Here is a 21,377-nt window from a genome sequence, read left to right as displayed (position 1 = left end):
AAAATGATGTCAACCATGCTGGATTATATAGACCAGGAGTCAGAGACGCTCACGCGCATAATACAGGAATATCCTGAGAAGCTCGCGCCATTAGTGACCTGGCTGGCTTCACGGCCAGTGAATAAGATCATGATCCTCGCAACAGGATCATCATGGAATGCTGCGCTGTGCGCCCGCTATTATTTCGAAACCCATTTCGGCATTCTGGTAGATATTAAAGAGCCATATAATTTCACCCATTATGAACGAATTGATCCGGCAACGGATTTAGTTATTGCGGTGTCCCAGAGCGGGAAAAGCGCCTCGACGCTGGATGCCATGAAAAAAGTGCAGGCGCGTGATATTCCGGTATTTTGTCTGACTTCGAGTCCGCAGAGTCCGGCTGCGGTGCAGGCGGACGGCATACTCGATATTAATACCGGCATTGAAAGCGTCGGTTTTGTGACGCGCGGCTTTAGCGCCACTGTGCTTAATCTTTTGCTTATCGCGCTGCTGGTGGCTGAACACCGGGGGCTAATCGAAGAGGATGAACGCGCGGCAACCCTGGCGAGCCTCAAAGACGCGGCGCAGGCAATCCCGGACGTCATTGAAAAAACCAACGCTTTCTTTGACCGCCACCGGTCACACTTTATTCAGGCGTCGCGCTTTGTGGCGACGGGCTACGGCGCGCTGACTGGCGTGGCGAAAGAATTTGAAACCAAGTTCACGGAAACCGTGCGCCTGCCGTCCAGTGGTTTTGAACTGGAAGCCTATATGCACGGCCCGTATCTGGAGGCCAGCGCCAGTCATACGCTGTTTTTTATTGAGGACAGTGTCCATACGCGTACCCGCGCCCTACGGGATTATATGCAGCCCGCCGTGGATGCCGTATTTACCGTCACACTGACGGAAGAAAATAATGATCCCCATACGCTGGCGCTGAATTATCCCTTAAACCATCATTTCGCGCCGTTGTTATTAATTGTGCCATTTCAGCTTCTCGCCTTTCATATTTCCACGGCGAAAGGCATCGATTTAAGCGTGCGTATTTTCGACGATTTCGACAAGGTGCTTAAAAGCAAAATTTAATTCCTTATCAGGAGAATAGCTATGTTAGGTTTTAATCAGGACGAGTACCTGACCAGTGCTCGTGACATCATTGCTGCGCGCAAAATTGCTGAGCAGGTTGCAGGAAATATTCATCAGGCGGGTTTTAGTAATATTTTTTTCGCCTCGGTAGGGGGCTCGCTGGCACCCATGATGGCAATGCAGGAATTTGCCAAAGAGGTGACCGCGTTGCCGGTTTATACCGAACAGGCGGCGGAATTACTCTGTAAGGGAAATAAAAAGCTCACCAAAAAATCTGTCGTTATTACGCTGTCCAAATCGGGCGATACCAAAGAATCGGTCGCTATTGCGCAGTGGTGTAAAGCGCAGGGCATCCGCGTGGTGGCCATCACCAAAAACGCCGATTCACCGCTTGCCGCTGCGGCCACCTGGCATATTCCGATGCAGCATAAAAACGGCGTGGAATATGAGTACATGCTGCTGTACTGGCTGTTCTTCCGGCTGGTGGCGCTTAACGGCGAATTTGACGGCTATGACCGTTTTGCCAGCCAGCTGGAGTTGTTGCCGGAAAACCTGCTGCAGGCCAAACGCCAGTTTAACGACCGCGCCGATGAGATTGCCAGTCGTTACCATACCGCAGATTACATGATGTGGATCGGCGGCGCAGAGATGTGGGGCGAAGTCTATCTGTTCTCAATGTGTATTCTCGAAGAGATGCAGTGGAAACGCACCAAGTCCGTCAGTTCAGCGGAGTTTTTCCACGGCACGCTGGAGCTGCTGGAAAAAGACGTCCCGCTGTTTCTGGTGAAAGGGGAAGGGAAGTGCCGACCGCTTGACGATCGTATTGAGGCTTTTGCCCGTAAAATTACCGATAACCTGGTGGTCATCGATCCGCGCGAGTATACCCTCACCGGCATCGACGATGAATTCCGCTGGATCATGGCCCCCTGCGTGGCCTCGACCCTGCTTGTGGATCGGCTGGCCGCTCACTTCGAGCACTACACCGGACACAGTCTGGATATTCGCCGCTATTACCGGCAGTTTGAATATTGATGAAAGTGAAAAAGGTATAATCGCTGAGAGAATGGATTATGGGGATATTTCAGACAGAGTTCTGGTGTCCCCTGCATACATCTAATTCGCATGGCAGGGGATTGATGAGAAAGGAAAAAATCAGGATGGAATTTATTTTTACCCGCGATTTTACCCATCGAGGCGGCTCAGGAGCTTCTGCTTGAACTCGCAGTGCTCGCTATATAACCACCGCGCCCGGCCGTGAATGAGTTTGCTTTTTGGAAGGGTGCCGTCTTTGATGCGGTCATAGATGAAGGTCTTTCCGAAGCCAGTATCTGCCATGATGAATTTCAGATCAACAAGCGAGTCGGGTTGCAGGTTATGTTGCATGGGGTTTACCTCCGGACTGGAAATCGAACTGAGAAAAAAGAAGCCCACCGAAGTGGGCAATGACAAAAAGGGGATGCTTTCGCACCCAATAGCCAGCTCATAACTGGCTATCAGTTGCGTCATGATGTTGGTGGCTCAGGCAATGGCATCCAGTGAGTTGGGAAAACTTCACCACAGCTTGCGGCAAAGAATGGAGGGCCTGGTATGTAAGGCAACTGGTACAGTGCTGCTTCATATCCGTAGTCTTCACCATAGGTAATGACGTCTTGTCCAACCTCTGGCTTTAGTTGATTAACATCAATCCATTCCATAATCTCTCCTAAGCCACCCGCATAGCGCGCAGCTGTTTAATGTGATGTGCTCTTTCTATTTCTTCTTCGATCCGCGCCGCTTCAAACTTATTTATGGGCTCGAAATCGTGCTGAAAGCGGTCCATGCTGGCGATGCAAGTTCGACCGTTTCGGATGTAGTGGATGACTTCGTGGGTAGAGCGGATGAATTTGCATGGAGCGCCGTGTAAATCGGCGTACCACGTGTTAGGCAGGATTATCCTGAACATTGGCTGACTCCTGCATTTTCAGGAAAACTATCATTGCCGCGCGGAGTGGGTTTTTATCTTCTGTGGTGAATTTGCTCACCACGCCAAATGCAGTTGGCCAGGCCTGCGGCAGCGTGTGTCGATAGGGAACTACGGCAATGTTATGCTCAGAGACAATAGGCCAAGCGTCTGCCGGGTTGTTGCAGGGGTTATAGGTATGCCAGTTTGCACCATCACCCCAATGAACGGACATGCCAATATGGGGAAGCTGGGAAATTGAATCGTAATCAAGGCAAAGCTCGGCCACCTTCATGTTAATTTCAAAATCTGACATCTTGCTGTAGTCCATCACGGCCTCCCTAACTTGAATGTCGCTGCCCATGGTGTGCCATTCGGTGAGCAGTAGAAATAGAGTGGGTGCCATCTTCCAAATGAGCGGAAAGGAAGGCGAAAGCAAACATAACCCCATCGCTTAGTCCTGATGTTTACTGCCCAGTGCATTGCGTTTTCGCCGTATAAGGTGACCGGGCCGATATTAATATGCCCACCCATGAAGTTTTCCCACCAGGATAGCGATTTGTACTTCTTGCGGTTCAACACCGCGTTCTTAAGCCATGCCATCACAACCCCCTGTGCTTATTCTTCATCTCGATTAACCGCTGGCAGTCACTGCACGTCTTACATCCCGGCACAGCAACCCGGCGCGGCTCTGGTATGTCCTCTCCGCACGATTCACAATGCTTTGCTGTACTGCGTTACGGTTGATGCGGTGAGCGGCAATGGCCATGTCAATGCGTTGCTGCGTCAGTTCGTTGGCGGCGTCTATGATTTCGGCGGTCATAATCCGATATCCTTACCCAGCCTCTCGCTGAATTGCTGAATGTGGTCACGCAGCTCGGTCAGCGTCTGCGATTCAGATTCCAAAATCTCCTTGTGCATTAACTCGCGTACAAGGTGCTCGAATTTGTTGAAATAACCCAGGCGCGAAAGCACTTCCTGACCGGCTGATTTACCTTCCTTGGCAATCTTTTTCTCATTCAAAATAAGGTCATGCGACGAGCCCGTGACGACGTATTTGTCGCCTAATTCAATGCGTAGTGATTTGCTCATGTTTAATCTTTCTCCGGATCAAAGTTGTGCCAGTTATTCCGCTCTAAATTCCACCACAGCCGCTTATCGACAACTTCCTGTATGCTGCGTCCGGTAACCTCCGCTATCTCTGCGTTGTTATGACACCAGAACAGCGCGATTTCTTCAGGTGTCCATTCAGGCATGATTGAACCTCCAGATGCTCTGGAAAGAGCGTTGCGTTTACAGCGCACAGAGTGAATGGTGCGACCGGTGGCAGTGGCGATTTGCTGGTCTGTGAAGCGACCGAAAAGGAAAAGTTCGGGCTCCGTCCATGGTCTGCCGGTCATCCGTGATGGTAGCGGGGCGTCTATCCGTGACGCCTGCCTTGAAATAGCCGCCGGTGAGCGCTCAAGTTTTTCTGCGATAACAGAGATGGGCATGGTTTGGCATACGTCATGGAGGAATAGCTTCTCCCATGACTGCCAGTGAGTACCTTGCATTGGTCACCCCGGATTTATTTGATGATGAGAGACGGCTTGCCAAATTTAAGTTGAGCGCCAGCGACGGTCTTGCCAGCTTTCAGTTGGTGTTTAATCGCCAGCTTGTCGGCTTTTATAATGGTGTCGAACTCGACATACTCAGGTGGAAGGGCGCTTGCGTCAGTGATTTCCACGCATTCTGACGGCGCGCGGAGAGTTACCTGATGAAGTCCGGCGCGGATTTTTTTCTTGCCGATAGTCTCAAGCGAAGATGCGATGTAAGACTGAATGTTTTCAACCTTGTTCTGGATGACGGCAGCTCTTTCATTGAGTGTTCTTGCCTCTTCCTTGAGGCGTTCGGCATAGCTGAATTCGTTCTTGCAAATTGCCAGCAGCTGCTCAATCTTATCCGTAAGCTCACCTTCCATTCCTTCCAGTGTGTCGGCTATGGCGTCTGGTTCGAAGTCTGAATCCATCAGCTTCGCGTAGTCGTTGGCGATTTCATAAAGCTTACTCACTGGTCACCTCCAGCTTTGCTTTGCATTCTGCGTAGATGGCCTGTACGTTCTGCTGCAACTTCATGCCAGCGGTGCGCTTGTATGCGTCAGCAAAAATGCGCTTAAGGTCATCCATGTTTTCGGCCTGTGCCATCTCATCGCAAAGTGCCTGGACTTTATCCATGATTTCCTGCTGGCGCTTACGCTCATCTTCTCGAATTTCATCTTCTGACTTGTGAGCCATAACCGGCTCCTGATAAATCCCTTCATCCTCATTGATGACGTGAATAGCGTTATCCAGGCGCTCTGCGCGCGGCCAGTATTTGCTGGCTCGCTTAACGATGGTCTTCCTTGCCATCTCTTCCCAGAAGTTCTTCCATGGGCCATTTTTGGCTTTGCTGGTCGCTTCCGTTGCTTTGATTTCTGCCAGGCTCATTTCTTCCGTGAGGTAATCGCCATCGGCTGTTTTAACTGTGCAGTAACCACCAACAACCGATCCGCGCTCACCGAAGGCGTTGTACTTGTGTGTTGGCGCTGTATCGAGTCCATTCGATTCGTATGTGTCGTTGGAGTAGACCAGCTTGCACTGTCCCCACTTGATTGACCCGGTGGCCTGTGCGAGATGCAGCAAGCCCATGTAGGAGATGTCGAGGCATACCATCCCATCTCGCGGGACGAGGTACGCCAGTTTGCTTGCCGGGTTGAGCGTGATGCCGATTGCCGCCACGTTGATGATGGCGTTCTGTGCACTGATGGGATTGTTGATTGCCGTCTTTGCCAGAAAGTCATTTTTCTGGAACAACTGAATGGCAAACTGGCTTTCCTTAGCCCACGTCACTGACTGGTCAGATGCCGCCCCAACAAAAAGCGGCTCCTGCTGCTTTACGAATTCGATTATGTTGAAGCTCATGATGGCTCCTGTGATTTAACTAAAAAGGGCAAGGCTCTTGCTGCTGCCATTCTTTCTCTGCTCTGGCGTAAGCACAGGCCGAAATGAATTCGTTGTAAGCTTCCTCTGCTTTGTCGCCCATAAGGGAAAACAGCGCCTCGCGGGGAAGAGTGAAGCAAGCCATCCGTGCTGCTTCTTTCGGGAACAGTTCGATAAGCTCCTGCGCCCGTTTATCAATCCACTGGTCACGCTGGATATGGCGCTGATGCGTATGCTCACGCTGCGCCTCGATGAGGTCGAGTACGTGATATGCAGCCATTGCTGACTCCTGAATTTGGTTGTGCGCTTCCCGTCTGCGTAGTGCCGGACAGGGAGTTATGAATGGGGGGGTTACTTGCCGAGGGCTTTAGCGATTGCGTTGCGAGCGATTGTTATCGCGTGGTCTGGACCGTAATCTTCATCATCTGCAATACGGATAAGCAACTGTTGCAGCGCTTCCAGCAATTCAGGGGCAGCGGCGATTAAGTTTTGGTTAGCCGCCTGAACCTCCACTTCCTGGTCGAACTCAATCCACGCGACCGGCAAGCACATCCCGAATGACTGGTCATCATCTTTACTGACAGGGCCAACCGCGCGGCTTGTTTTTTCTGCCACCCAAGGCCCCGGCGTTCCTTTGAATTCTTCCATCACACCCTCACTTCAAACGAATTACGATTAACCCGCATACCCAGCGCTTTACGCTGAGCCTCATTAGCCTGCTCCAGCATGTCCGGATCATCCAAATAGCGAGCAATGGCCTTCTTGCTTAATGCGGCGCGGAGATTTTTGGTATCGACGATCGACTGCTCAACGATGTGACCGAAGCCAGCGATAAGCATCTGGTCACGATTGAGCGTGGCAGTGTTGCGTGGCGCTCCAATTTCAGTGAGCAGCCACGTGTAGCCGCCAGCCATTTTCGATACGTGGTAAAGCTTGCCGTTGTGGGTGACTGTCATGAGGACTCCTGCTTATCTTTTAAGTCAGCGCGAAGATGTATTTCTTTGCCGTCAGGGGCAGGGAAGATAAGCACATCGTCACGAGCAACCATTAAGTGTGCAACTGCAAATAAAGCGTCATCGGTTACATCGAACTTTTCGCCGGTGAACTGGCGGACACCCGGAGCTAATTTGCTTTCTTTAGAGCGGCCAGCAAAAATGCGTTTAGTCCGACCTGAAAAACCTACCGTAATTGGATTGCTCATAATCTCTCCTGCCCTTAAGCCGGGCCGCTGAACGTTGATAAACCCACTGCGCGTTAACCGAGGCGGTGGATAGCCGCCCATGCATGTCTTTGCTCTCTCGTAAAAGAGCAGGGAGATGCAATAAAAAACCCGCCGGAGCGGGTTACACATCAGTCTTTTTCAAATACGCGTCTCTCAACTTCCGGCAGCGCTCTAAATGCTCCTCAGCCTTACGGATATCAACATCAAGTTTTGATGTTACCCAGGCCTCTTGGGCGCTATGAAAATCTGTGAAGAAGCGAGAAGAGGAGCGGAGTGTTTGTGAATAAGACCAGTCGAAACTATCTGTTTTCCCTATTACCTGCTTGGCGGTAACCTTCTCAGCAATGAGCTTGCTGATAGTGGGGTACTCACAATTCACACTGACGGCATAAAATACCTGCCCAACCTCCAAGTCCTTTATTTGTACTTCCATCGCTTTACCCTCTTAACTAATAAAAATGCCGCCATCAGGCAGCCGGTATAAACATTTCCAAAACTTTCAGCGCCGCTCTGGGCCGGTCATTGCATAGCGACCGGATTACCTCGCGTAGCTCTCTGATCTTCATCCCGCGCCGCTGAGCCTCAGCAGAAAGCAGCTCTTCATCGATAAGACCGTAAAGCCGGCATGCTTCTTTTCTGGCTTGTTCGTTCAGGAATTTTGCATCCTGAAACTCCTTTTTCTTGCGCTTGCCCTCTGAGGCAAGGTGATCATCCAGTTCCTTATGGAAATTACCCCGCTTATCCAGCGGTACGTTTAACATCCCGTGGTCGAGCGCCATCACCATCACCTCAAATAAGTGGAGTAGATTTGCCGCCATCCCCTCGTAAAGAGATGCTGGTAAATCTGTAAACCCCCGACTATGCCGGGGGAGTACATGCCACGCTTTCTATGAAAGCCGGGCCGGATCAGATAATTTAATTAGTCTCGATGTAGAAGCTCTGCCTTCGCATATGCTCTCCTTTGTTGCCGGTTGATGAGGTTGAATTCTTAACGGGCGGTAACCTGCTTGCTTGTACGATGACCAGCTGCGTACATCGCAACTTCTGGCAAACACGCAGATCCGGTCGAACAGTTGTCACGCAGACTGCCGAGCGAAGTGGCTCTGTCTACGCGGCTCATATCCTGCTTTCTTACCTGAGACGCGTTCTGAGCAGCCTCAGCGCGTCGTTTAGCCATCAGCTCGCCACGTTTCAGATAACGCCGTGTAACGCTGTTGGATGCGATTAAATTGGTCATATGTCCTCCAGTGTTTTCATTCATGCGCCCGATTACAGGCGCAGGGTGAATCCACTTAGTGCTTGAAGTTGCCGCTGTACTCAGGCATCGCATGCATGACCTTAATTTCAAAATCCCACGCCTTTAACAGGCTGATACGCTGGCCCTGCAATTCCATGCTATCCAGATAACGGATGGCTGGATTCTCAAGTTGGTGATTAACTCGAGCTATTTGATTTTGAATGGTAATAACTTTCTGGCGCTGCTCTGCGTATGTCATCATCTCTCCCTCATTCTTTGGCGACTCAGGTCTGATAATTACCACTGCATTTTCTGAAATGGTGTAAACACATCCGGTCTATTTGCACTGGGGCATACGAGAGAAGCACCTGCCTGTTTACTGCCTTCTCTGGTACATACGATGCTCTGCATGCGGTTCGTGTTCCGTTGCCAACTCACCCGGCCTTACTCGCCCTCCTGGGCTACTGTGTGTGGTTAATCATTTTCTCTCCCACAAGGGCGGGAGAAGTAACCCCATCGATGTTAAATAAGCAGCCTGACTTCCTGTCTGGCGCGGCTTAACTTCCTGTGCCGCAGTCGATGTTTCGTTTCGATGGACTGATAATAGCAATGAGTATTATCTATAGCAATACGTATTGATATAATTCAATAGCAAAAGGTGTTATGTAGTTGATACCTATAGTGATTTATTTTCAGATTTTTTTGCAGGTGTGATACGCGTGGTAGTTTTTAGTAGAGAGGTGGTAGGGTTCTGCCTGGGGATCTGATACTGCGGGCACAAAAAACCCGGCGCAGTGGCCGGGTCTGATCATTTAAATCTAAGCTGCTTTGGCCTATCAAAGTCCGGAGATATCGATATTGTAAATCGCCATCCAAGCCTCAGCAGGATAGGAATTCAAAGGCACTGATTGATAGTGTGGAGTCAGAATTTCCACTGGAAGCTTGTGATAACTACAGTAGTTTGCCAGCATCTGCCAGCTATACTTCCCGGGGATTACACTCTTAACATGTGCAATCGTGGCATGTCTAAAGCCTTCGCCTTTACTATGAACGTATTTGTTATGCTGCATGACGTGATTTCCGTATGCGCCGCGTACAGATTTAAACTGATCGTCTTTCTTTTCCAGCATCATCTGGGCGCGTTCCGTCGCTTCTGCTTGGTCGGCAAGTTGGCGGAGTGCATCAGCATAGGTTTGCGGAACCATGTTATATCCGCCTGTTTTGCGGATGGATGGCAGCACCTCGGATGTAACCCACTTTTTGAAGTGTTTAGCCTCTGCCTTCTGCGACCCCATTACTGCATTATATAACCCAGACTCATTAATAAGTGTCTGATTTGTATAGTTTCGCCCATTTTGCAGGGTATGTTTTCTTTTCTCATCATCATCCAGCCTCTCGGTCATGTTGCTGGTCTCTGCATATCCAAGAATGTCGGCTACATCTTTAGCAACAAACCATACCTCTGAGTCTTCGTCGGTTATTGTTCTGACGGCATTACCGTTAAAATCAAATTCATTTAGCGCCATAGCTTTACTCATTGGTTCACCTTTTATTTTCGATTAAATTTATTTGCGAACTTAAACCAGACGCAGCTCCGTACCTAACCGAATCGCTTATAAGCAATGGTCTGCTTGATCAGAACTTTAGCCATGATATGGAACCGCTCCATGTCGCCATCCTCGATGTACCATTCCTTATAACGCTCATTATCAGACAGGACTAGCAGCTTGTCTTTATGCATCTGAAGGCGTTTAACGTGCAGGGTATTGCCGAAGACGAACACGTAGATGCCGTCACCGTCGAAACCTCTTACGCTGACGTTAACGAAGATTTCATCACCTGGGTCGATAGTGCCTTCCATGCTGTCGCCGCGAACGGTGATCACCTTTACAGATGCCGCTGGGATGGAGCCAAATAAGGCGCGGCCTTTCTCAGGGGTGTACTCAATGGCTCTGATTGTCTCTATGAAGTCGTTGGATAACATCGTTCCCGGCCCCGCACTTGCCTGAACATCAAGAACGTCGACTCTATAAGTACTCGAGTCTGCTTTGCTTGATTTATCTATTAACCGTTCTGAACCATCTTGCATTGGCCCCTCTCCAGTTGAAAGCCATTCAACCCTTACACCCAGCGCATTAGCGATCTCGACAATCTTCGTTGAACCACGGGCGTTACCACTCGTTAGTCGCCATATCGTAGGTTGTGCGACGCCAGAAGCTTTAGCTAAAGCTCCTTGTGTCATTCCGGAATCATTCATCGCCTTTGTGAGGCGGTCTGCAAGAGTTTCATTTTTCATAGGATTCAATTTATACGCAAGAGTATTGATGGTCAAAACACGTTTTGCTATTGCCATAATCAATACTCATTGCTATTATCTTCATACACCAATACGCAAAGGAATTGGATATGACAAACAAAGTTATCCAGCGAGCTGTGAACATCGCTGGCAGCCAAAAGAAATTGGCTGACCTGTGTGGTGTGGCACAGCCGACGGTATGGCGCTGGCTACATGGAGGCGGTATTGACGCTCGGTACGTTATGCCAATCGTCAATGCAACCGGCGGTAAAGTTAAAGCCGCTGAGATTCGCCCAGACCTAGCTGGTCTTCTGCAAGCAAGCTAATACACCGCTCTTTAACATCCCTGCTCATCCTCTCCGCCCATGTGGAGATAACAACTACGCATCACAGGATGCGCATTAACTAATTCAACTTAAAGGAAGTATCACAAATGGACCGATCAACAACACGCAACAAGTGCGAGGCACGTCGAATTGAAAGCTGGCTCTTAAATCAGATGGCGGTACGCGGCGTCACAAACATCGCTAAAGCGTTAGGCATGGATAAGTCGAGCATCACCCGCTGGAAAGAAACCATGGTTCCCAAAATGGCGCTGCTACTGGCAGAGCTGGAATACGGAGTGGTCGATGAAGATGTTGCGAGGGTATCGAAGCAGGTTGCTTTGCATCTCGAAGAACAGATTTTTGCCCACCTGAAAAATGAAAAGACCCCAAAGAACGGCGAATTCTTTGAGGCCTGATAACACACTGCGTTACGCCAAGTAACAGGAGACATTATGACAAAGCACTGTAAGAAACTCCAGGAAAAAGAGGAGCGTCGCTATCCCGATGCACCTGAAGGTCTTGTCGTTACCGCCTCAAAGAACAAAGCGTTCGCTGAACGGTTGATTGGCGTAATTCGTCTGGCAATGGTCACTTCGGGGGTGAATCGTGGGCGTCGTTAAGTTAGCAGACTACCGGCAAGCAGAAAGCCGCGTAAACAAGCAGGAGGCAGCCGGTATGGGCTTTGTCTCTATACATCGCCAGTTTATGGACAGCCGACTCTACAAAGACTCTCAGGCAGTGCATTTGTGGGTTCACCTTATCCTCAAAGCAAACCACGAAGAGGCAGTAGTTAACACGGATGTTGGAGAAATCACCGTAGGTCGTGGACAGATGATCACCGGTCGACCAACTCTGGTAAGCGAAACCTTCATTCCGGACAACAAAGTTAAAAGTCTTCTACGCAGTTTCGAGGCGAAAGGGATGATCACCATCACCTCAATGCAGAAGAAATTCAGCCTGATTACTATCGTGAAATATGACGATTTTCAGTCACAAAATTGTCCAACGAATGTCCAACGTTTGTCCAACGCAAACACCAGTGAAAATGCGCCTCGCAGCGAGGTTTGTCCAACGAATGTCCAACGTTTGTCCATAAACAATAATATAACTAATAACTCTCTTACTAACGTAAGAGAGAGTGCATCTTCCTCAGAAACTCAAGAGCAGAAAAAACCATCCATCTCATGCCAGGACGTGATCGACGCTTATCACCGTATCCTGCCTGAGTGCCCTAGCATTCGAGCGGTTAACGACAAGCGCAAAAGCCTGATTAAAACCTTCTGGGTCAAAGCAGGAAAGATTACCCGCCAGCTGGATAGAGAGCCTTTCAGCATGAAGGCGTGGGAAGACTACCTGACATACATCTCAATCAACTGCCGGTGGATGCTGGGAACTCGCCCTGATGCCAAGACCGGTAAGACGTGGCGTTGCAAAAACCTCGAATACTTTCTGAGTGATGAGGTGTATCTCAAGGTTCGTGAGGGCAACAGCGATGACGTCTGAATACTTAACGATCCCACAAAGCCTTGAGGCAGAGCAAAGCGTTCTTGGCGGCCTGATGCTGGACGACGACAGCAGCGAGCGAGTTCAGCAGGTGCTGGCAATCCTCAAGCCTGAATCGTTCTACAGCCGTGCCCACCAGGTGATTTACAGCGAAATGCGAGCGATGTACCGCGACCAGAAGCCTGTAGACCTGCTAACCCTGTTCGACGCTCTGGAAAACAAATCTCTCACTGAATCGGTTGGTGGCTTTGCTTATCTCGCTGAGCTTTCCAAGAACACGCCCAGCGCTGCAAACATCGTCGCCTATGCCTACCGCGTCAGGGAGACGGCAATGGAGCGCTACGGCATCCAGCGCTTAACGGAAGCTACCGAACTGCTTTACGCCCGTAACGGCATGAGCGCTACCGAGAAGTACGAAGCGGTACAAGCCATTTTCACGCAGATGACCGACCACGCGAAGAACGGCAGTCGCCGCGGCGCGCGTCCAGTGATGGAAGTCATGGAAGACTGGCTGGTCGAGCTGGAAGGGCGATTTGACCCTAAACAGCGTTCCCGCGGGATGTCTACCGGCATTCAGTCACTGGACGACATGCTCCAGCCGAAAGGACTGGTGCGCGGATCGCTTCTGGTTATCGGCGCGCGTCCGAAGATGGGTAAGACCACGCTTTACAGCCAACTGGCGATCAACTGCGCGATGTACGAAGGACTGCCGGCCATTCTGTTTAGTCTTGAAATGCCGGATAAGCAAATATTCGAGCGAATGATAGGACAGATGTCAGGCTGCAATACGGACATTTTCTACCGCGGAGCTGACGACAAGGATGAATTCTCCCTTGCCAACACCCGGGCATTGCAGATGGCAGAAAGCGGCAACCTGTTTATCGACGACACGCCCGGGGCGTCACTGTCTCACATCATCGCTGAAGCGCGCCGTATCAAGCGTGAGAAGGGGAAGGTAGGCATGGTGCTTGTTGACTACCTCACGTTGATGACCGCTGAGAAAGCAGACCGTAACGACCTTGCGTATGGGCTGATCACCAAGGGCCTCAAGAACCTCGCCAAAGAGCTGGACTGCGTTGTGGTACTGCTTACCCAGCTTAACCGTGACCTTGAGAAGCGCCCGAACAAGCGACCACTCCCGAGCGATTCACGCGATACCGGCCAGATTGAACAGGACTGCGACTACTGGGTCGGTATCTACCGAGAAGGCGCTTACGACGAGAACGCCAACCAGAGCGAAACCGAACTGCTACTGCGCCTCAACAGGCACGGTCAATCCGGTGTCGTCTACTGCGAGCAGCGTAATGGCGCGATTTACGACACCAATCAGGCAGAAGCCCGGGCGCGTGTCACTGAACGAGACAGCAAACCAAGCAAGAAAGGTGGCTTCTGATGAAAGAGCTACGTAATACCCGCGAAGTTATCGAACAAGAGTACCTAAACTCAATCCTTGACTACCGAGACGGAAATCTATTCTGGAAGAAAAACGGCGGGCCAAAAGGGAAAAATAACAGGCTTGCAGGTAGTGACAATGGCAGAGGTTATTTGCAGGTAAAAATCCGCGGCAGGTTAACCATGGCTCACCGCATTGTATGGATCATGCATAACGGTGACATACCTGAAGGATTCCAGATAGATCACATAAACCATGTAAGAAACGACAATAGGATTTCCAATCTGCGTCTTGTTACCGGCTCAGAAAACAACAGAAATACGTCCCTCAGGAAAGATAACTCATCTGGCCGAATAGGTGTTTATTGGCGCAAAGACGCTGGCAAATGGTCGGCAAAGATCAGGGTCGATGACAGGCTAATTAATATCGGAACCTACAGAGAAAAAAGTGACGCCATTGCCGCTAGAGAGTTGGCGGAAATTAAATATGGTTTTCATGAGAATCATGGAGTAGAGCGTAAATGAACAATAGCGCATTGAACACCCGCGAAGTAATTGAAAAGCATTACCCCGAATTCCCCGAAACCATCCTCCACGCCGAACTATGCCGCGCAATGGCCCGTATCGAAGGCCGCAGCATCAAACAGGCACTGAAAGCATACGCACAGGCTCGCATTCCGAAGATAGAGAGCAAGCCTCTGCGTGGCGCACTGGAGCAGATGGCATCGAGCATGTTCCCGGAAACAGAAATCGCCCGTATCCGCTCCTGCGTAGGCCGCATGGAGTCAGCACTGGTCAAAACATTTGGAGTGAAAAGAGCATGAGCATTAAAAACCTAATCGACAGCATCAAAAACGAAGGTCTTCTTCGCTCAATGAAGAAATTAGATGAGCTTTATGAGCTTGCTATCAATAACGAGCAGCGGGTGGCCGGGATTCAGGCAGAGCGCGATCAGCTGGCTGCTGAGAATGCGAGCATGGATGATTTCGTTGACGCGATGCTGGCGATCTCATGGGATGGCGGATCTGCGGATGGCTCTGAGATTGAGTTTCATGCCCTCAAGCATGGACTTATTCGAGAGGAGATCTACAGCAAGGATGAGCACGAAAATATGGTATCTGACCCTGGTAACTTTGAAGACGGGGACCTGGTTTATTGTCGCGTAGAAACTCCCGCTACGGAGCGCTTCCTCGCCGAGCAGCGTGCGCAGGGGGTGGAGATGTTTGCTGATCTGACCGACAAGGTAAGCACGGAAGAGGACTTCTACGACAACGATGAATCATCTTCCACTCTCAAATATGTAGCCAAGCAGGCAAGACTCTACGCCGCCCAGCTGCGCAACGAGGTGAAGGTATGAGCACAGGCATTGAACTCATGCAGCACGCTCTGGGAATTAGCGAGCGTAACCGTACGCCATACCGCAATTATTTCCTCGCTGGTGAGGGCCATACCGATAACGAGAAGTGGAAAGAGCTTGTTTCTGATGGCTTCGCCACTTCCCGGCCTGCGCCTGATTTCGCTGGCGGCGGAACTCTCTATCACGTCACCGAAAATGGCGAGGCGGCGGCAATCTCTGCTCTACCAGAACCAAAGAAACGAACTCGTTACGATGAATATCTGCACTCTGAAGTTTGTGAGTCCTTTGGGGAGTGGCTTGGCATAGAGCTGCCTTTTTATGAGGATCGCGAAATAGGCCGCTACAAATGGGAATACCGCATGGTTCGCCGCTCGCGCGCTTACTGGGATTCTTATTACGATGTTTGCGGCGACTGGAAGCCAACAAAGAAAGCGGCAAAGTCCAGCTACAAAGAAGCGCTGCGCAAATCAAAGGAGCGTGCTGCATGAGTAACATCAACGAACTGACGGCGAAGCTGAAAGCGGCGGCCATTTGTGAGCAACCTCACACATTCATGGCGGTTAAGCCCGGAGAGATTCTGGCGCTGACAGAGGCGCTGGAAGCCGCAGAGAAGCGCATAGCCGAGCTTGAGCAATTATTAAAAGCCTCAGAGAACAACGAGATGGACGCCCGATGTCATGTCGCCGAGCTTGAGGCCAGAACGCTCACCGTGAAGCTGCCTGGGGCATGGTGTGACTGGATACATGAAGCGGATACTATCGCCGCAATTAAAGCTGCCAGCGCCGGCGCAGGCATCAAATTGCAGATCGAGGGGGAGTGATTATGTCCAATACAACCGTAAAGCTGTTTTCTTCAAATACAGCCTGTGCGCTGTTAGTGGGTGAGGAATAAGCCATGACACAACTGAGCAAAGAAAGGCTGGAAAAAATAGCAGACGGTAGTTCACCGTCACATCAGGAATACGTGGAAATGGCACGCAGACTGCTGGCTGCCGAAGCGCAGGAGCCGGTGGCGTATGTAATGCGTGAAGACCTGAAAGATAGCGCCATTATCTCTACGCCTGCATATTTATCTCGGGACGACGCGGAAGAAAAAACTATAGGTGAAATTGTCCCGCTTTACGCCGCCCCGCCGCCCGTCGCGGTGCCGGATGTTGTGTTGCATATGGGGCCGGCTATTGCCGTGTTTGAAGCGCTCAAAGGCGAGCTGGTATCAGAGCATGTGCTTAAACCTGAGCTTGGTGCAATGGGCGCAATAAACGTGCAGATATGGACATCAAAAACAGGCGGTAATTTCCGGTATGAAACAATGAATGGTGGCTGCTCACTATTTATCAAGCCAGCCGTGACGTCCTGTGTAGCAATGCCTGATGAAACCCGCCTTCTTCAGTCAGAGGTGACAATCTGGAGGGACCGATGGGCAGCGCTGCGTGAGCTATTCATTGAAGTCGCAGATGCGCTTGGATGTGACGTGAAAGATAACGATGCGATGATTGAAAAAATCAAAAGTATGAGTCGCGGTGCGGTCCCTCGTGAAGTTACAAATATCCCGTCAGTTGAGCCTAATTGGTCAGACGCCTCTGGTCGTGAGCCGTCGATATGGGCTTATGGGTGGAATGAATGCCGAGCAAACATTCTTGTAGGTACGCCTCAGTGGATTCCGTGCAGCGAGCGGATGCCGGAGGAAAATAACAGAGACATCTGGCTTTTCGACGGGAAATACGTTCGGCATGGCTACATTTATGATGGCCACACATTTATAGACTGGGATGAAGGATATGTTGAGTTAACCGAGGTTACCCACTGGATGCCAATGACCGTGCCAACCGCACCACAGGAGCCAACCAAATGACCTCAATTCTCTACGCAGTGGCAGTAATCGCTGTTGCCGGTCTGGCATGGAAAAACGGGAAGGTGGTGTGATGCGGGTAATGAAGTTGCTTCTCAAAATAGCCTTTATCGTTTTAGCGGCTATACCTGTCACGCTTGTTATCGTAGGGCTGAATGTTCCAGCCTGGGCGATATTCTCGGGGCATGTATGCATGTTTTTGGCCGGTGTTTCTTTTGCCAGTAGCAGGAAAATGGGGTGATCAATGACTAACCCCATCCTCATCATCATCTCCGCCATTTTGGCGGCTGATGCTATCAGAACGCTAATGTAACAAGCCCCGATAATGGTGCTTTTTGTTGCGTGACGTTTTGATAATTATCTGTAGATAGGCGATAATATAGATACGGATAGCCTGAACAACTATCCGTATCCACTGCGCTTTGTTGGGGACGACAAAGTGCGAAACAAAAAGAGTACATCACATCAAATTTCACAGATGCTGCAAAGCACCTGCGATTTTCTGCATTCTGCGGTTTCCGTTATGGAGGTCGCATGAACTTCCCGAAAGATGGCATCCGCCTGCACATCACAAACTTTGACGCCATAGGCCAGCAACTGAAGCCGATGCTGGAGTCCGGAGACTGCTACCGCCTGGTGATTAAGCCATGGCGCGAAACTCGCAGCCTGTCTCAAAATTCTATGGCACACGCGTGGTTTGGCGTCATCAGCGAATATCTCATGAAACGAGGTAAGTCATTCGCTACGCCCGAATGGGTGAAGGACGCACTGAAACATACCTATCTCGGCTATGAAACCACAGAGCGCGTTGACGTGGTTACTGGCGAAGTTACATCTGTTCAGTCACTGCGCCATACCTCAAAGCTGGAAACCGGCGAGATGCATATCTTCCTGTGCAAGGTCGAAGCATGGGCGATGAACATCGGCTGCCACCTCCCGATCCCTGATAGCAGCGAGTTCCAGCAGCTGCGCGATAAGCAGGAGGCATGATGACACCTCTCGCTAAAGTCATGGAGCGCGGAATCTTCCGCGTACCTGCTCGCCGTAAGCGCAAGCCGGCCATCAATCCTGTCGACATCCCAACATTCAATTATTCCGCCCATCTCTATGACGTGCGCTGGTTACGTCTGCGCGCAAGGAAGGTGAACAATGGCTGATTTACGCAAAGCTGCTCGCGGTCGTGAGTGCCAGGTAAGAATCCCAGGGGTATGTAACGGCAATGCTGAGACATCAGTGTTGGCACATATCCGCCTGGCTGGATTGTGCGGTACCGGAATTAAGCCGCCTGACCTGATCGCCACCATCGCATGCAGCAGCTGTCACGATGAGATTGACCGCCGCACACGCATGGTCGATGCGGAATATGCAAAAGAGTGCGCACTGGAAGGCATGGCTCGCACACAGGTTATCTGGCTGAAAGAGGCTCTAATCAAAGCATGAATACTTTCAACATCACCTTACCCTGGCCGCCGAGCAACAACCGCTACTATCGCCACAATCGCGGGCGTACTCACATCAGCGCAGATGGTATCGCATACCGCAGTGCAGTAGCTCAGATCGTCAAGGACGGACTTCTCGACATCAATACCACGTCGCCGCTGCGTGTTCGGGTGGAGTGCCACATGCCTGATCGCCGCCGCCGTGACCTGGACAACCTGCAAAAGGCAGCATTCGACGCGCTGACTAAAGCCGGGTTCTGGGCTGACGATTCGCAGGTAGTCGATTACCGCGTCGTGAAGATGCCTCAATGCACCGGCGGCAAGCTGGAACTGACTATTACGGAACTGGAGGGCGCAGCGTGACCAGACAGCAGATAGAGCAGTACGAGCTTGAAAGCATCCTCCGCGCCGGATTCAGCTTCCCGAGTCGTGGTGGAGACGACACAGCACAGCAGATCATCCGCAACAGTGAGCGCCGCAAGGCAAAGACGAAACAGAAGCAGGAGATGCCAGCATGAGCACAACCGCAGAGTTAATCGCAGCCGATCTGAAAGAGTACAGCGCTCGCAGACAGCGTTACTGGCAGTCCTCATCTCTCAGCACGCGCGAAAAAATAAAGCATCGCTGCAAGTTAAAAAGCTACCGCCGCGACAGAGTGCTTTTCAAGCTGATGGACATCAACATGAAGGCGGCGATCAGCATGGCTGGAATACAAAATAAACGGGAAGAAGGGGACGCAGCATGAAACTGGAACTTACTACCGATCAGTACCGTTGGATTGATGGCTGGCTCCAGTTGTGGGGCGCATGGGTGCAGACAGGACGCATCGATAAATCCATGATCAACATGATTGCTAAATTCATGGCTACCGTTGAGCCTCAGCAAACCAGCCGCCCGGTATGCAGCGACGATGACGGCATGCTGATGAGCCAGGTTATCGGGACTCACCTGAAGGCCATCGACGAAAACGCCTACAAAATGCTGCTGGCATATTACGTATTCCAGTCCAGTGAAATCCGGATCGCCACATGGCAACACGCTATCGCCTGTCCGCGCCTCATGAAGACGCGCGGAGGCAACCAGTACAAGAAGCCGAGCATCTCCACTGTGCGCCGTGAAGTTAAGGACGTGCTCAATGCAGCGCTGTTCTGCCTGTACCAACCGATGCAAAATGCGTTCATCGTTCGCGATAATGCGAAGAAAATCTCAAAAAATGTTGCTAACGAGCTTGCTTTTTAATGAACAAATGAGCAGAATAAATCGTATATGTTGCCGTTGTTGTGTGTGACATGACATTTTGAATGAATAGAGCCACTGGTTAACGACGGTGGCTTTTTTATTTGCCTGTAGCTAGGCGGTAAAGCACCCAACCCATAATTGGATGATCGCTGGTTCGAATCCAGCCGGGCGAACAAAACCCCAGCCAGAGTATCTTCGGCCACAGAGCCGACATTGCACGACCCTCATCTTGCCAGCCTAGCGCTGGCTTTTTTATTCGCGCCCATCCAAACAGCCAACTACTTACCCTTTGCCGCATTGGGTGAGGCGCATTCCCATGACTCGCACAGCTCCCACATAAATTGTGAGGAGAGAGATATGTCCAATATGAGCAAATTAGCTTCTGGCGCTGCCTATGGCGCATCAGCCGGGACGGTAGCTAATGGCGTACTGACCCGGCTAAGCCCTGATGAATGGAGTGCCATTGGCGTAATTGCCGGTATTGTTGTGGCGCTCCTTACTTTTGGTATCAACTGGTATTACAAACGCAAAACCACACTGGCGCAGATAGAGGCTTATCAACGCTGGCCTAATTCATCTGCCTTTAAGGAGGAGTGATGCCTTTCTCAACTCCTTTGCGAAGAAAACTGATCGGGGCGGCTGGAGCGGGTGCGCTTGCAATAGCAACCATTTTCCTTGGCGGCAGGGATGGCGTGGAAGGTCGGAAGTATGAGGCCTATAAAGATGTCGCCGGGGTATGGACAGTCTGTGATGGGCATACAGGCAGAGACATTGTGATCGGGAAGAAATACACAGATCGGGAATGTGACGCTCTGCTCTGGAAAGACCTTCAGCCAGCCAAGAAGCAAGTAGACAGGCTGGTTAAGGTGCCTCTGAACGAATACCAGAGAGCGGCCCTTTACAGCTTCGTCTTCAACGTAGGTACTGATGCCTTTTCCAAATCAACTCTGCTCCGCAAGCTGAACAAAGGCGATCAGGCTGGAGCATGTGAAGAAATGCGGCGCTGGGTTTATGCAGGCGGAATGAAGTGGAAAGGATTGCAGAACCGCCGCGAAATGGAGCGCAGCATGTGCCTGGCGGAGAGCAGCAATGACCTTTGACTGGAAACCTGTGCTTTTACTCGTAGCGCTGATGGTATTGGGCGGACTTGCGTATTGGTTCTATGGCATCGCTGAAGAACAACGCCAGCGCGCCGACACAGCCGAGCGGAATCTGAAGCTGGCGAACGACACGATAACCGACATGCAAACCCGTCAGCGTGATGTCGCTGCACTCGATGCCAAATACACCGGAGAACTGCAGGATGCAAAAGCCACTATCGATCAGCTTGAGCGCGATGTTGCTACTGGCAAGCGTCGGCTGCAGCTCAACGCCAAATGTTCCACGAACGGAGCGACCAGCACCCCCGGCATGGATGATGGCACAGGCCCCCGACTTACTGACTCCGCTGAACGGGATTATTTCACCCTCAGAGAGCGAATTGCCACAATCACCAAGCAACTGACCGGCCTGCAGGAATACGTTCGAACGCAGTGCCTGAAATAACTGGAGCCA

At 50.8% G+C, this 21,377-nt stretch carries 42 protein-coding genes and 1 tRNA gene; 24 read left to right on the top strand and 19 right to left on the bottom strand.

The annotated features are described in order from the left end of the window. Positions 1-3 precede the first annotated feature (3 nt). Both ACQUTD_RS06125 and ACQUTD_RS06120 read left to right on the top strand, forming a co-directional pair. The gene (locus ACQUTD_RS06125) at positions 4-1,068 is read left to right on the top strand and encodes an SIS domain-containing protein (protein ID WP_473274215.1); all 1,065 of its coding nucleotides are present in this window, start codon (positions 4-6) and stop codon (positions 1,066-1,068) included. 21 nt (positions 1,069-1,089) lie between these two features. Further along, complete coding sequence (locus ACQUTD_RS06120; RefSeq protein WP_473274216.1) at positions 1,090-2,100, top strand: SIS domain-containing protein; 1,011 nt, start codon at positions 1,090-1,092, stop codon at positions 2,098-2,100. Positions 2,101-2,250: 150 nt separating this feature from the next. Here ACQUTD_RS06120 and ACQUTD_RS06115 read toward each other — a convergent pair whose 3' ends face one another. The 19 genes from ACQUTD_RS06115 to ACQUTD_RS06025 form a co-directional block, all read right to left on the bottom strand. Beyond that, on the bottom strand, positions 2,251-2,451 hold the full coding sequence (locus tag ACQUTD_RS06115) for a helix-turn-helix transcriptional regulator (RefSeq protein WP_473274388.1): 201 nt from the start codon (positions 2,449-2,451) through the stop codon (positions 2,251-2,253). A 119-nt stretch (positions 2,452-2,570) separates the two neighbouring features. Then, positions 2,571-2,762, bottom strand: a complete 192-nt coding sequence (locus tag ACQUTD_RS06110; RefSeq protein ID WP_473274218.1) for a DUF551 domain-containing protein — start codon at positions 2,760-2,762, stop codon at positions 2,571-2,573. A gap of 8 nt (positions 2,763-2,770) precedes the next feature. After that, positions 2,771-3,010 (bottom strand): DUF4222 domain-containing protein, encoded by a 240-nt coding sequence (locus ACQUTD_RS06105; RefSeq protein ID WP_473274220.1) that lies wholly within the window; start codon positions 3,008-3,010, stop codon positions 2,771-2,773. Beyond that, positions 2,988-3,338 (bottom strand): phage protein NinX family protein, encoded by a 351-nt coding sequence (locus ACQUTD_RS06100; protein ID WP_473274222.1) that lies wholly within the window; start codon positions 3,336-3,338, stop codon positions 2,988-2,990. The genes ACQUTD_RS06105 and ACQUTD_RS06100 overlap by 23 nt, the downstream gene beginning before the upstream one ends. A 271-nt stretch (positions 3,339-3,609) precedes the next feature. After that, on the bottom strand, positions 3,610-3,705 hold the full coding sequence (locus ACQUTD_RS06095; protein ID WP_473274389.1) for a TraR/DksA C4-type zinc finger protein: 96 nt from the start codon (positions 3,703-3,705) through the stop codon (positions 3,610-3,612). 121 nt (positions 3,706-3,826) lie between these two features. Beyond that, complete coding sequence (locus ACQUTD_RS06090; protein WP_473274224.1) at positions 3,827-4,099, bottom strand: DUF5405 family protein; 273 nt, start codon at positions 4,097-4,099, stop codon at positions 3,827-3,829. Positions 4,100-4,101: 2 nt separating this feature from the next. Next, complete coding sequence (locus tag ACQUTD_RS06085) at positions 4,102-4,560, bottom strand: hypothetical protein (RefSeq protein WP_473274225.1); 459 nt, start codon at positions 4,558-4,560, stop codon at positions 4,102-4,104. A 14-nt stretch (positions 4,561-4,574) separates the two neighbouring features. Further along, a complete protein-coding gene (locus ACQUTD_RS06080; protein WP_473274227.1) occupies positions 4,575-5,057 on the bottom strand; it encodes a siphovirus Gp157 family protein in 483 nt (160 codons plus the stop codon). Next, positions 5,050-5,946 carry a recombinase RecT gene (locus ACQUTD_RS06075; RefSeq protein WP_473274228.1) on the bottom strand — a complete coding sequence of 299 codons (897 nt, stop codon included), beginning with the start codon at positions 5,944-5,946 and terminating at the stop codon, positions 5,050-5,052. The genes ACQUTD_RS06080 and ACQUTD_RS06075 overlap by 8 nt, the downstream gene beginning before the upstream one ends. Before the next feature lie 19 nt (positions 5,947-5,965). Next, entirely contained in the window at positions 5,966-6,244 is a 279-nt protein-coding gene (gene gamL / locus ACQUTD_RS06070) for a host nuclease inhibitor GamL (protein ID WP_473274229.1), read from the bottom strand. Between the two features lie 71 nt (positions 6,245-6,315). Further along, a complete protein-coding gene (locus ACQUTD_RS06065; protein WP_473274230.1) occupies positions 6,316-6,612 on the bottom strand; it encodes a hypothetical protein in 297 nt (98 codons plus the stop codon). Beyond that, the gene (locus ACQUTD_RS06060; protein ID WP_473274232.1) at positions 6,612-6,920 is read right to left on the bottom strand and encodes a hypothetical protein; all 309 of its coding nucleotides are present in this window, start codon (positions 6,918-6,920) and stop codon (positions 6,612-6,614) included. Before ACQUTD_RS06060 ends, ACQUTD_RS06065 begins: the two co-directional genes overlap by 1 nt. Next, the gene (locus tag ACQUTD_RS06055) at positions 6,917-7,165 is read right to left on the bottom strand and encodes a DUF7446 family protein (RefSeq protein WP_473274234.1); all 249 of its coding nucleotides are present in this window, start codon (positions 7,163-7,165) and stop codon (positions 6,917-6,919) included. Before ACQUTD_RS06055 ends, ACQUTD_RS06060 begins: the two co-directional genes overlap by 4 nt. 142 nt (positions 7,166-7,307) lie before the next feature. After that, positions 7,308-7,619: a hypothetical protein gene (locus tag ACQUTD_RS06050; RefSeq protein ID WP_473274236.1), complete on the bottom strand. Its 312-nt coding sequence runs from the start codon at positions 7,617-7,619 to the stop codon at positions 7,308-7,310. A gap of 34 nt (positions 7,620-7,653) precedes the next feature. Next, complete coding sequence (locus ACQUTD_RS06045) at positions 7,654-7,965, bottom strand: hypothetical protein (RefSeq protein ID WP_473274237.1); 312 nt, start codon at positions 7,963-7,965, stop codon at positions 7,654-7,656. A 209-nt stretch (positions 7,966-8,174) separates the two neighbouring features. After that, a complete protein-coding gene (locus ACQUTD_RS06040; RefSeq protein WP_473385633.1) occupies positions 8,175-8,363 on the bottom strand; it encodes a transcriptional antitermination N peptide in 189 nt (62 codons plus the stop codon). Positions 8,364-8,478: 115 nt separating this feature from the next. Further along, positions 8,479-8,685, bottom strand: a complete 207-nt coding sequence (locus ACQUTD_RS06035) for a hypothetical protein (protein WP_473274241.1) — start codon at positions 8,683-8,685, stop codon at positions 8,479-8,481. 574 nt (positions 8,686-9,259) lie between these two features. Then, positions 9,260-9,961, bottom strand: a complete 702-nt coding sequence (locus ACQUTD_RS06030; protein ID WP_473274242.1) for a BRO family protein — start codon at positions 9,959-9,961, stop codon at positions 9,260-9,262. 62 nt (positions 9,962-10,023) lie between these two features. Further along, complete coding sequence (locus ACQUTD_RS06025) at positions 10,024-10,776, bottom strand: S24 family peptidase (RefSeq protein WP_473274243.1); 753 nt, start codon at positions 10,774-10,776, stop codon at positions 10,024-10,026. A 53-nt stretch (positions 10,777-10,829) separates the two neighbouring features. Between ACQUTD_RS06025 and ACQUTD_RS06020 the strand changes: the two genes are divergently transcribed. The 22 genes from ACQUTD_RS06020 (at position 10,830) to ACQUTD_RS05915 (ending at position 21,368) form a co-directional block, all read left to right on the top strand. After that, positions 10,830-11,045 (top strand): helix-turn-helix domain-containing protein, encoded by a 216-nt coding sequence (locus ACQUTD_RS06020; RefSeq protein ID WP_031524528.1) that lies wholly within the window; start codon positions 10,830-10,832, stop codon positions 11,043-11,045. A gap of 107 nt (positions 11,046-11,152) precedes the next feature. Further along, positions 11,153-11,461 (top strand): CII family transcriptional regulator, encoded by a 309-nt coding sequence (locus tag ACQUTD_RS06015; RefSeq protein WP_473274244.1) that lies wholly within the window; start codon positions 11,153-11,155, stop codon positions 11,459-11,461. A 36-nt stretch (positions 11,462-11,497) separates the two neighbouring features. Further along, complete coding sequence (locus tag ACQUTD_RS06010; RefSeq protein WP_473274246.1) at positions 11,498-11,665, top strand: hypothetical protein; 168 nt, start codon at positions 11,498-11,500, stop codon at positions 11,663-11,665. Further along, complete coding sequence (locus tag ACQUTD_RS06005) at positions 11,652-12,548, top strand: DNA replication protein (RefSeq protein ID WP_473274247.1); 897 nt, start codon at positions 11,652-11,654, stop codon at positions 12,546-12,548. Before ACQUTD_RS06010 ends, ACQUTD_RS06005 begins: the two co-directional genes overlap by 14 nt. Further along, positions 12,538-13,941 carry a DnaB-like helicase C-terminal domain-containing protein gene (locus ACQUTD_RS06000; protein WP_473274248.1) on the top strand — a complete coding sequence of 468 codons (1,404 nt, stop codon included), beginning with the start codon at positions 12,538-12,540 and terminating at the stop codon, positions 13,939-13,941. The genes ACQUTD_RS06005 and ACQUTD_RS06000 overlap by 11 nt, the downstream gene beginning before the upstream one ends. Beyond that, on the top strand, positions 13,941-14,465 hold the full coding sequence (locus ACQUTD_RS05995; RefSeq protein ID WP_473274249.1) for an HNH endonuclease: 525 nt from the start codon (positions 13,941-13,943) through the stop codon (positions 14,463-14,465). Before ACQUTD_RS06000 ends, ACQUTD_RS05995 begins: the two co-directional genes overlap by 1 nt. Next, complete coding sequence (locus ACQUTD_RS05990) at positions 14,462-14,764, top strand: hypothetical protein (protein WP_473274250.1); 303 nt, start codon at positions 14,462-14,464, stop codon at positions 14,762-14,764. Before ACQUTD_RS05995 ends, ACQUTD_RS05990 begins: the two co-directional genes overlap by 4 nt. Then, positions 14,761-15,297, top strand: coding sequence for a hypothetical protein (locus ACQUTD_RS05985; RefSeq protein WP_473274251.1), 537 nt, complete (start codon positions 14,761-14,763; stop codon positions 15,295-15,297). Before ACQUTD_RS05990 ends, ACQUTD_RS05985 begins: the two co-directional genes overlap by 4 nt. Continuing rightward, positions 15,294-15,785 carry a hypothetical protein gene (locus ACQUTD_RS05980; RefSeq protein WP_473274253.1) on the top strand — a complete coding sequence of 164 codons (492 nt, stop codon included), beginning with the start codon at positions 15,294-15,296 and terminating at the stop codon, positions 15,783-15,785. The genes ACQUTD_RS05985 and ACQUTD_RS05980 overlap by 4 nt, the downstream gene beginning before the upstream one ends. After that, complete coding sequence (locus ACQUTD_RS05975) at positions 15,782-16,117, top strand: hypothetical protein (RefSeq protein ID WP_473274255.1); 336 nt, start codon at positions 15,782-15,784, stop codon at positions 16,115-16,117. The genes ACQUTD_RS05980 and ACQUTD_RS05975 overlap by 4 nt, the downstream gene beginning before the upstream one ends. 74 nt (positions 16,118-16,191) lie before the next feature. Further along, positions 16,192-17,148 (top strand): DUF551 domain-containing protein, encoded by a 957-nt coding sequence (locus ACQUTD_RS05970; RefSeq protein WP_473274257.1) that lies wholly within the window; start codon positions 16,192-16,194, stop codon positions 17,146-17,148. Between the two features lie 531 nt (positions 17,149-17,679). Further along, entirely contained in the window at positions 17,680-18,135 is a 456-nt protein-coding gene (locus tag ACQUTD_RS05965; RefSeq protein ID WP_473274259.1) for a recombination protein NinB, read from the top strand. Then, positions 18,132-18,302, top strand: a complete 171-nt coding sequence (locus ACQUTD_RS05960) for a NinE family protein (protein WP_473274261.1) — start codon at positions 18,132-18,134, stop codon at positions 18,300-18,302. The genes ACQUTD_RS05965 and ACQUTD_RS05960 overlap by 4 nt, the downstream gene beginning before the upstream one ends. After that, positions 18,295-18,585: a nuclease domain-containing protein gene (locus tag ACQUTD_RS05955; protein WP_473274263.1), complete on the top strand. Its 291-nt coding sequence runs from the start codon at positions 18,295-18,297 to the stop codon at positions 18,583-18,585. The genes ACQUTD_RS05960 and ACQUTD_RS05955 overlap by 8 nt, the downstream gene beginning before the upstream one ends. Next, on the top strand, positions 18,582-18,947 hold the full coding sequence (gene rusA, locus ACQUTD_RS05950) for a crossover junction endodeoxyribonuclease RusA (protein WP_473274265.1): 366 nt from the start codon (positions 18,582-18,584) through the stop codon (positions 18,945-18,947). The genes ACQUTD_RS05955 and rusA overlap by 4 nt, the downstream gene beginning before the upstream one ends. After that, the gene (locus tag ACQUTD_RS05945) at positions 18,944-19,102 is read left to right on the top strand and encodes a hypothetical protein (protein WP_473274267.1); all 159 of its coding nucleotides are present in this window, start codon (positions 18,944-18,946) and stop codon (positions 19,100-19,102) included. Before rusA ends, ACQUTD_RS05945 begins: the two co-directional genes overlap by 4 nt. After that, positions 19,099-19,329 (top strand): DUF7301 family protein, encoded by a 231-nt coding sequence (locus tag ACQUTD_RS05940; RefSeq protein ID WP_473274269.1) that lies wholly within the window; start codon positions 19,099-19,101, stop codon positions 19,327-19,329. The genes ACQUTD_RS05945 and ACQUTD_RS05940 overlap by 4 nt, the downstream gene beginning before the upstream one ends. Next, positions 19,326-19,823, top strand: coding sequence for an antiterminator Q family protein (locus ACQUTD_RS05935; RefSeq protein ID WP_473274270.1), 498 nt, complete (start codon positions 19,326-19,328; stop codon positions 19,821-19,823). Before ACQUTD_RS05940 ends, ACQUTD_RS05935 begins: the two co-directional genes overlap by 4 nt. A gap of 101 nt (positions 19,824-19,924) precedes the next feature. Beyond that, positions 19,925-19,996 (top strand) — tRNA-Met (locus tag ACQUTD_RS05930). Between the two features lie 184 nt (positions 19,997-20,180). Beyond that, positions 20,181-20,420: a phage holin gene (locus ACQUTD_RS05925; RefSeq protein WP_473274273.1), complete on the top strand. Its 240-nt coding sequence runs from the start codon at positions 20,181-20,183 to the stop codon at positions 20,418-20,420. Continuing rightward, positions 20,420-20,923, top strand: a complete 504-nt coding sequence (locus ACQUTD_RS05920; RefSeq protein WP_444998873.1) for a lysozyme — start codon at positions 20,420-20,422, stop codon at positions 20,921-20,923. The genes ACQUTD_RS05925 and ACQUTD_RS05920 overlap by 1 nt, the downstream gene beginning before the upstream one ends. Next, entirely contained in the window at positions 20,913-21,368 is a 456-nt protein-coding gene (locus ACQUTD_RS05915; RefSeq protein WP_473274275.1) for a lysis system i-spanin subunit Rz, read from the top strand. Before ACQUTD_RS05920 ends, ACQUTD_RS05915 begins: the two co-directional genes overlap by 11 nt. The last annotated feature ends 9 nt before the right edge of the window (positions 21,369-21,377 follow it).

The organism is Enterobacter sp. K510, from assembly GCF_055804875.1.
This window is presented reverse-complemented; position numbering and strand designations above follow the sequence as displayed.

What these genes read in the sequence shown, in the direction of transcription:
- ACQUTD_RS06125 (WP_473274215.1), top strand. Translation starts at nt 4, where the DNA reads ATGATGTCAACCATGCTGGATTATATAGACCAGGAGTCAGAGACGCTC.
- ACQUTD_RS06120 (WP_473274216.1), top strand. Translation starts at nt 1,090, where the DNA reads ATGTTAGGTTTTAATCAGGACGAGTACCTGACCAGTGCTCGTGACATC.
- ACQUTD_RS06115 (WP_473274388.1), bottom strand. Translation starts at nt 2,451, where the DNA reads ATGCAACATAACCTGCAACCCGACTCGCTTGTTGATCTGAAATTCATC.
- ACQUTD_RS06110 (WP_473274218.1), bottom strand. Translation starts at nt 2,762, where the DNA reads ATGGAATGGATTGATGTTAATCAACTAAAGCCAGAGGTTGGACAAGAC.
- ACQUTD_RS06105 (WP_473274220.1), bottom strand. Translation starts at nt 3,010, where the DNA reads ATGTTCAGGATAATCCTGCCTAACACGTGGTACGCCGATTTACACGGC.
- ACQUTD_RS06100 (WP_473274222.1), bottom strand. Translation starts at nt 3,338, where the DNA reads ATGGACTACAGCAAGATGTCAGATTTTGAAATTAACATGAAGGTGGCC.
- ACQUTD_RS06090 (WP_473274224.1), bottom strand. Translation starts at nt 4,099, where the DNA reads ATGAGCAAATCACTACGCATTGAATTAGGCGACAAATACGTCGTCACG.
- ACQUTD_RS06085 (WP_473274225.1), bottom strand. Translation starts at nt 4,560, where the DNA reads ATGCAAGGTACTCACTGGCAGTCATGGGAGAAGCTATTCCTCCATGAC.
- ACQUTD_RS06075 (WP_473274228.1), bottom strand. Translation starts at nt 5,946, where the DNA reads ATGAGCTTCAACATAATCGAATTCGTAAAGCAGCAGGAGCCGCTTTTT.
- gamL (WP_473274229.1), bottom strand. Translation starts at nt 6,244, where the DNA reads ATGGCTGCATATCACGTACTCGACCTCATCGAGGCGCAGCGTGAGCAT.
- ACQUTD_RS06065 (WP_473274230.1), bottom strand. Translation starts at nt 6,612, where the DNA reads ATGGAAGAATTCAAAGGAACGCCGGGGCCTTGGGTGGCAGAAAAAACA.
- ACQUTD_RS06060 (WP_473274232.1), bottom strand. Translation starts at nt 6,920, where the DNA reads ATGACAGTCACCCACAACGGCAAGCTTTACCACGTATCGAAAATGGCT.
- ACQUTD_RS06055 (WP_473274234.1), bottom strand. Translation starts at nt 7,165, where the DNA reads ATGAGCAATCCAATTACGGTAGGTTTTTCAGGTCGGACTAAACGCATT.
- ACQUTD_RS06050 (WP_473274236.1), bottom strand. Translation starts at nt 7,619, where the DNA reads ATGGAAGTACAAATAAAGGACTTGGAGGTTGGGCAGGTATTTTATGCC.
- ACQUTD_RS06045 (WP_473274237.1), bottom strand. Translation starts at nt 7,965, where the DNA reads ATGGCGCTCGACCACGGGATGTTAAACGTACCGCTGGATAAGCGGGGT.
- ACQUTD_RS06040 (WP_473385633.1), bottom strand. Translation starts at nt 8,363, where the DNA reads ATGGCTAAACGACGCGCTGAGGCTGCTCAGAACGCGTCTCAGGTAAGA.
- ACQUTD_RS06035 (WP_473274241.1), bottom strand. Translation starts at nt 8,685, where the DNA reads ATGATGACATACGCAGAGCAGCGCCAGAAAGTTATTACCATTCAAAAT.
- ACQUTD_RS06030 (WP_473274242.1), bottom strand. Translation starts at nt 9,961, where the DNA reads ATGAGTAAAGCTATGGCGCTAAATGAATTTGATTTTAACGGTAATGCC.
- ACQUTD_RS06025 (WP_473274243.1), bottom strand. Translation starts at nt 10,776, where the DNA reads ATGGCAATAGCAAAACGTGTTTTGACCATCAATACTCTTGCGTATAAA.
- ACQUTD_RS06020 (WP_031524528.1), top strand. Translation starts at nt 10,830, where the DNA reads ATGACAAACAAAGTTATCCAGCGAGCTGTGAACATCGCTGGCAGCCAA.
- ACQUTD_RS06015 (WP_473274244.1), top strand. Translation starts at nt 11,153, where the DNA reads ATGGACCGATCAACAACACGCAACAAGTGCGAGGCACGTCGAATTGAA.
- ACQUTD_RS06010 (WP_473274246.1), top strand. Translation starts at nt 11,498, where the DNA reads ATGACAAAGCACTGTAAGAAACTCCAGGAAAAAGAGGAGCGTCGCTAT.
- ACQUTD_RS06000 (WP_473274248.1), top strand. Translation starts at nt 12,538, where the DNA reads ATGACGTCTGAATACTTAACGATCCCACAAAGCCTTGAGGCAGAGCAA.
- ACQUTD_RS05995 (WP_473274249.1), top strand. Translation starts at nt 13,941, where the DNA reads ATGAAAGAGCTACGTAATACCCGCGAAGTTATCGAACAAGAGTACCTA.
- ACQUTD_RS05990 (WP_473274250.1), top strand. Translation starts at nt 14,462, where the DNA reads ATGAACAATAGCGCATTGAACACCCGCGAAGTAATTGAAAAGCATTAC.
- ACQUTD_RS05985 (WP_473274251.1), top strand. Translation starts at nt 14,761, where the DNA reads ATGAGCATTAAAAACCTAATCGACAGCATCAAAAACGAAGGTCTTCTT.
- ACQUTD_RS05980 (WP_473274253.1), top strand. Translation starts at nt 15,294, where the DNA reads ATGAGCACAGGCATTGAACTCATGCAGCACGCTCTGGGAATTAGCGAG.
- ACQUTD_RS05975 (WP_473274255.1), top strand. Translation starts at nt 15,782, where the DNA reads ATGAGTAACATCAACGAACTGACGGCGAAGCTGAAAGCGGCGGCCATT.
- ACQUTD_RS05970 (WP_473274257.1), top strand. Translation starts at nt 16,192, where the DNA reads ATGACACAACTGAGCAAAGAAAGGCTGGAAAAAATAGCAGACGGTAGT.
- ACQUTD_RS05965 (WP_473274259.1), top strand. Translation starts at nt 17,680, where the DNA reads ATGAACTTCCCGAAAGATGGCATCCGCCTGCACATCACAAACTTTGAC.
- ACQUTD_RS05960 (WP_473274261.1), top strand. Translation starts at nt 18,132, where the DNA reads ATGATGACACCTCTCGCTAAAGTCATGGAGCGCGGAATCTTCCGCGTA.
- ACQUTD_RS05955 (WP_473274263.1), top strand. Translation starts at nt 18,295, where the DNA reads ATGGCTGATTTACGCAAAGCTGCTCGCGGTCGTGAGTGCCAGGTAAGA.
- rusA (WP_473274265.1), top strand. Translation starts at nt 18,582, where the DNA reads ATGAATACTTTCAACATCACCTTACCCTGGCCGCCGAGCAACAACCGC.
- ACQUTD_RS05940 (WP_473274269.1), top strand. Translation starts at nt 19,099, where the DNA reads ATGAGCACAACCGCAGAGTTAATCGCAGCCGATCTGAAAGAGTACAGC.
- ACQUTD_RS05935 (WP_473274270.1), top strand. Translation starts at nt 19,326, where the DNA reads ATGAAACTGGAACTTACTACCGATCAGTACCGTTGGATTGATGGCTGG.
- ACQUTD_RS05925 (WP_473274273.1), top strand. Translation starts at nt 20,181, where the DNA reads ATGTCCAATATGAGCAAATTAGCTTCTGGCGCTGCCTATGGCGCATCA.
- ACQUTD_RS05920 (WP_444998873.1), top strand. Translation starts at nt 20,420, where the DNA reads ATGCCTTTCTCAACTCCTTTGCGAAGAAAACTGATCGGGGCGGCTGGA.
- ACQUTD_RS05915 (WP_473274275.1), top strand. Translation starts at nt 20,913, where the DNA reads ATGACCTTTGACTGGAAACCTGTGCTTTTACTCGTAGCGCTGATGGTA.